Origin of the sequence: Arthrobacter sp. HMWF013 (assembly GCF_003061105.1) — a bacterium.
In the GTDB taxonomy this organism is placed as follows: Bacteria; Actinomycetota; Actinomycetes; order Actinomycetales; family Micrococcaceae; genus Arthrobacter.
Window position 1 is genome coordinate 1 of the sequence record NZ_QAIQ01000686.1, and the last position, 2,759, is coordinate 2,759.

Sequence of the window (2,759 nt, forward strand, 5' to 3'; positions counted from 1 at the left end):
GGTGCCACGGATGAACCGGCGATGCTGGACGGGTACGGTCCGATCCCGGTGACCATGGCACGCAGGCTCATCGCGGACGGTGCTTCTTCGTTCCACCGGGTTCTGATCGACACGAGGGATGGTGCGCCGTTGGAGATCGGGCGGACCAGTTACCGGGTCACCAAGGCCCAACGCCAATGGCTGCGGATGCGGGATGGGAAGTGCCCGTTCCCGGGTTGCAGCAGCGCCTCGCTGGATAATGAAGCGGACCATCTCCTCGCGTGGGCGCACGGCGGGGCCACCGGGATCAGTAACCTCGCCCAGCCCTGCCCGAAGCATCACAAGCTCAGGCACACCACAGGCTGGACACCCGGACCCGCCACCAAGACCGAACCACCGGGCTGGATCTCACCCACCGGCAGACACTACGCCAGCGAACAACCCGACTGGGAACCACCACGGTTACCGGAAGCACTCACAAAAACGGGGCAGGACAGAGCCACGAACAGGGCACGTGGCGAACAAATGGTGCCGCAACAAATGGTGCTGTCCCGCGATCTTCACAGCGACGGCGATAAATCCGACGAGCCACTCCCGGGACGGCGGCAACCCGGGCTACTACAAACGTGACAATCTGCTGGTGAATTGCGGCTAGGCTGACATGCCCGCGCATAGACCTGACATGCCCGAGCATAGACCGGACCGTAGTTCAGGGATGCAGGATGAAAAGATGGATGCGATGATGAATCCCCAGCTGAGTAGCCCTGATCCGTGGCCGGAAGCGCCGCAACTGCCTGGTCCCATCATCATGGACCAGCGCTGGACAGATGCCCTGTTCCTGCACTGGCGCGTGCCCGAGGCAACCGCAGCCGCCTTCATGCCGCCCGGAGTGATGCCCGATGTATACGACGGTTCGTCCTGGGTGGGCCTAATAGGTTTTCGGATGCGTAAGGCCGGCCTCGGCCGTGGCCCAGCTATACCATTCTTCGGAGATTTCAACGAGGTCAATGTCCGTCTTTACTCCCGTGAACCGGATGGCACTCGAGGCGTGGTGTTCCTGAGCCTTGATGCCGACCGGCTGGCGGTGGTGCTCACAGCCCGAGCAGCAGGAATACCGTACGTCTGGTCCAGAACTGGCTTCCACTCCGCAGAGTCGGACGGTTCCACAGGCTACTCTGTCCGGCGGTTTCGGGGTGGCGCCAGTAGCGAGTTCGCAGCTGTACCTGAATTGGACAGCGTCGTCACCGATCCGTTGTCTATACACCTCACCGCAAGGTTTGGCCTCCACACCAGCTTCCGTGGCCGCACGCTGTATATCCCCAACACGCACTCGGCCTGGCCCTTGCACCAGGCCGAGTTGATCAGGCTCGACGACGGACTCGTCAGCGCTGCCGGCATGGTTGTGGCTGGTCCCCCGGACTCGGTCCTTTTCTCGCCGGGAGTTCGGACTCAGTTCGGCCGGCCGAGGGTTGTGAGTACCTAGCTCGCCGACGCCGCCCTCCGGGAGGACGGGCACCATCAGCGCGTCACCTACCGGCGGGCATCAGGCGTCTACGCGTCCAGCCAGCCGCTACCCTCGACAAACGTGGCCACCAAGGTTCCCACACCAGCCTGGAGGGAGTTGGAGGGGTCAAAAAACAGTTCTCCCTCGGTTGCCCGGCTGTGCGTGATGAGCTGTTCTGCTTCGAGTTTGGCTTCCGCTGCCGTGGCCCCGACGATGCCGGTCCGGGCTGGCAGTTCGGGTGCGTGAATAACGTCGGCATCGGTTTCCGAGAGCGGAATCGTTGTCCCGGGGTTGATCTCGTCGTGGGGAAACTCAAACTCTGCATCAGGTGCGGCAGGGATGGTGTATTCCAGGAAGTACGTCATGGTTCCAGCCTTTCAGAAAGTCCCCAGCCCCGAAAGTCGTTTATACCCCTGACCTGCAAATATAGGTTCCTCCCAAAGCATCCCGCTCCTATACTGTCGGGATGATGATGTCGCTGGTTTTCGGCGCCATAGCATCCAGTGCACTGATTCTGGGTGCCTTCATCGGTGTTAAGTTCGAACTCCCCAAGCGCCTCCTGGCGATGCTCCTCGCCTTCGCCGCGGGAGCCCTCATCACCGCCCTGACCTTCGAGTTGTTCGAGGACGCCTACGAGCGTGGGGGCATCCTGAGGGCGGCGATTGGTTTGATGGTGGGAGCCATCGTGTTCACCGCCCTCAGCGCCCTGCTGGACCGCTGGGCCCAGCCCGGCGCCAAAGCCACACCAGCGGACGAGTTCCAGGGCAGCGCCAAGCTCGATACCGACGCAGCGGCGGCTGACAAACCCGCAACTGTTGAATCAACCCGCGGCGCCGCAGGAGTTGCCCTCCTGGCTGCAGTCACACTGGACGGTGTGCCCGAAAACGTGGCCTTAGGGGTATCCCTCGGTGAAGGAACCGGCGGCCTGGCTCTGCTGGCCGCCATCTTTGTGTCCAATTTTCCGGAGGCCCTGGTAGGCGCTGCCTCCATGCGGACCCAAGGCCGCTCGGCCGGAAGCATCATCGGGCTGTGGGGCGCCTGCGCGGTGCTGCTGGTAGTGGCCGTCGTGGTCGGCGCTGGACCGCTTTCCGGAACCGATCCTGAGGCGATCTCGCTGCCGCTGGCCTTTGCCGCAGGCGCTGTCATTGCATCGCTGGCAGACACCTTGATGCCGGAAGCCTTTGAGCACGGCGGCCCGGCGGTGGCGCTGAGCACCGCCGCCGGGTTTGTTCTGGCGTTCGTTTTGTCGCTCGCCTAAAACACCGGCTACTTGCCC

3 protein-coding genes and 1 pseudogene are annotated in these 2,759 nt (G+C 63.1%); 3 read left to right on the forward strand and 1 reads right to left on the reverse strand.

Features of this window, described 5'->3' with window-relative positions; genetic code table 11:
* Both DBR22_RS22240 and DBR22_RS22245 read left to right on the forward strand, forming a co-directional pair.
* Window positions 1-609: pseudogene (locus DBR22_RS22240) on the forward strand (hypothetical protein); the annotation flags it as partial.
* Window positions 610-721: 112 nt separating this feature from the next.
* Window positions 722-1,462: a YqjF family protein gene (locus DBR22_RS22245; protein WP_108600777.1), complete on the forward strand. Its 741-nt coding sequence runs from the start codon at window positions 722-724 to the stop codon at window positions 1,460-1,462.
* 68 nt (window positions 1,463-1,530) lie between these two features.
* Here DBR22_RS22245 and DBR22_RS22250 read toward each other — a convergent pair whose 3' ends face one another.
* On the reverse strand, window positions 1,531-1,848 hold the full coding sequence (locus tag DBR22_RS22250; RefSeq protein WP_108600769.1) for a hypothetical protein: 318 nt from the start codon (window positions 1,846-1,848) through the stop codon (window positions 1,531-1,533).
* Window positions 1,849-1,949: 101 nt separating this feature from the next.
* On the opposite strand from DBR22_RS22250, the gene DBR22_RS22255 reads away from it, so the two are divergent.
* Entirely contained in the window at window positions 1,950-2,741 is a 792-nt protein-coding gene (locus tag DBR22_RS22255) for a ZIP family metal transporter (protein WP_108600770.1), read from the forward strand.
* The last annotated feature ends 18 nt before the right edge of the window (window positions 2,742-2,759 follow it).

Coding starts and splice junctions, on each gene's coding strand:
- DBR22_RS22245 (WP_108600777.1), top strand. CDS start 722: ATGAATCCCCAGCTGAGTAGCCCTGATCCGTGGCCGGAAGCGCCGCAA.
- DBR22_RS22250 (WP_108600769.1), bottom strand. CDS start 1,848: ATGACGTACTTCCTGGAATACACCATCCCTGCCGCACCTGATGCAGAG.
- DBR22_RS22255 (WP_108600770.1), top strand. CDS start 1,950: ATGATGATGTCGCTGGTTTTCGGCGCCATAGCATCCAGTGCACTGATT.